This window comes from uncultured Maricaulis sp. (assembly GCF_963975345.1).
In the GTDB taxonomy this organism is placed as follows: domain Bacteria; phylum Pseudomonadota; class Alphaproteobacteria; order Caulobacterales; family Maricaulaceae; genus Maricaulis.
In genome coordinates, this window is the sequence record NZ_CAXBGE010000026.1 from 1 (window position 1) to 2,069 (window position 2,069).

Here is a 2,069-nt window from a genome sequence, read left to right on the forward strand (position 1 = left end):
CATAAAGGTTTGCACGGATTCCGGCAAGATTTGAAGTTCAGCAAAATGCCCCGTCCTTCGGGCATTTTCGGGGAATGTAGGCCTGAGTCTTGCAGGTTTGACCCTATTTCGTCGGTCAATCCTACCTATATTATGGACAATGGCCGGCGCGCCACAGAAACAGGGCCATCGGCCTGAACCAGTTGAATGTGAGTAACTCGTGATGACAGCCCAGCGCAAACCCCAGACCAAGGATGCCCTCGACCTGATGTCGGCGCGCATTCATGAGGCTTCTGAAGTGCTGAAAGCCATGTCGAGCGATACACGCCTCAAGATCATGTGCGCCCTCAGCGATGGCGAGCACCCGGTCCATCAGCTGGCTGCCATGACCGGCCAGTCGCATTCGGCCGTCTCCCAGCATCTTTCAAAGCTGCGCGGCGCCGGTCTGGTCGAAAGCCGACGCGATGCGCAGACGATCTATTATCGCTGCGCCGGCGGAATCGGCCGGGAGCTGGTCGATACGCTCTGCGCCTATTACCGATAGACCTGTTGCCGCCACGCCATAATCGAAAACATCCGTTTGAATGAGGATACGTTTTCGATACCGATATCTGTTATAAGGCCCGCATGGCGCAGTCACTGACCCGGGCAAGCTTCGAGCTTCACCAGATCGAACCGATCCTGTCATGGGCGGGCACATCTGGCGTGGATGTCGACGGGCTGCTGCATCGGCTGGGCATTGATCCGGACCGCCGCGCAAACGAGCCCGGCACCCAGATCGACCTCGTGGACTATTACCGCATCCAGCGCGAGATCGCCCGCTCCTTCGACGATCTGACCGCGCAACTTTCGGAACGAAAGCTGCTCTACCAGACCGGCACATTCGTCGTGACCCAGATCCAGGCGGCCGCAACCCTGCAGGACGCGATCCGCAGCCTCGCCTCGCATTTCAACATGATGCATGGCGGGCGCTACAATTATGTCCGCCAGACCGACTCGATGCTGGCGCTGGTGGTGGATGATTCGACCTTCCCCTATCGCTTCCGCGATGACCGGGCGCTGACGCATTTCGTTGGTGATGCCCTGTTGATCAAGACACATGCCCTGCTCGACAGCTTGACCGGCGGCGCAGCGGGCCGGGCGCTGAAACGTGTCAGCCTGCTGAGGAACCGTCACGATTCCGGCAATGGCCAGCTGCAATTCTGGCGGGTGCCCATCGGCTACGGCCATGCCGCCTATGAGCTGATCTACGACATTGATATTGCCTGCGAGACGATCCCCTCCACACCGGAGGTCGATCTGACGGCAGACGGGATTTTCGCGCGCGTCATCCGCCATCTTGAAGCCATCGCCCCGTCTTTCGATGCGCGGTCCTTTGCGGTGCGCACAGCCGATCTGATCTCGGACGGATTAGAGACCCAACAGGCCGTCGCGCGGAATCTGGGGGTCAGCGTTGCCACATTGCGCCGCCGCCTGAGCGAGGAAAACACCAGCTTCCGGGACATCCTTCAGGAAAGCCGCGCCGAGCGCGCCGGCCTGATGCTGGCCCAAGGCACCAGCGTGACCCAGGTCTCTGAATTTCTTGGCTATTCCGACGTACGCGCCTTCAATCGCGCGTTCAAGAAAATGCGCGGTGTTTCGCCCGCCGCCTATGCCAGATCGAGCATGGAAACCGCCCAGGCCTGAGAGCCATGAGCGAAAATGTTCACTTGTGTTGAGCCCACATGTCATCGCCGAGACGCGCATGATCTGGATAACTCCCGTCAAATAGAGAGAATCCTCGGGAGGAAAAATTGGGAAATCACAAAATGAATACGCTGAGATTCGGTCTCGTGTCGGCGCTTGCGCTGACTGCGGGCCAGTATGCTGCGCAGGCACAGGACGCGGATGAGGCCCCTGAAGAGGCCCGCACGCTGGGCCGGGTCACTGTCACCGCGCAGCGCCGCGAAGAAGACCTGATCGATGTGCCGCTGTCCGTGTCGGCCTTCAGTGCCGACCAGCTGGAAGCCACCGGCGCCGTCGACATCACTTCCATCCAGCGCTCGACCCCGAACGCCACAATCGAAGTGGCCCGCGGCTCCAACTCCACG

General features: G+C 60.2%; 2 protein-coding genes and 1 pseudogene. All 3 read left to right on the top strand.

Annotation, left to right across the window (positions count from 1 at the left end):
* The first annotated feature begins 202 nt into the window (after window positions 1-202).
* Window positions 203-523, top strand: a complete 321-nt coding sequence (locus AAC029_RS15725; protein WP_339683269.1) for a metalloregulator ArsR/SmtB family transcription factor — start codon at window positions 203-205, stop codon at window positions 521-523.
* 83 nt (window positions 524-606) lie between these two features.
* The gene (locus AAC029_RS15730; protein WP_339749696.1) at window positions 607-1,665 is read left to right on the top strand and encodes a helix-turn-helix transcriptional regulator; all 1,059 of its coding nucleotides are present in this window, start codon (window positions 607-609) and stop codon (window positions 1,663-1,665) included.
* Between the two features lie 122 nt (window positions 1,666-1,787).
* A pseudogene (locus AAC029_RS15735) lies at window positions 1,788-2,069 on the top strand (TonB-dependent receptor); the annotation flags it as partial.

Coding starts and splice junctions, on each gene's coding strand:
- AAC029_RS15725 (WP_339683269.1), top strand. CDS start 203: ATGACAGCCCAGCGCAAACCCCAGACCAAGGATGCCCTCGACCTGATG.
- AAC029_RS15730 (WP_339749696.1), top strand. CDS start 607: ATGGCGCAGTCACTGACCCGGGCAAGCTTCGAGCTTCACCAGATCGAA.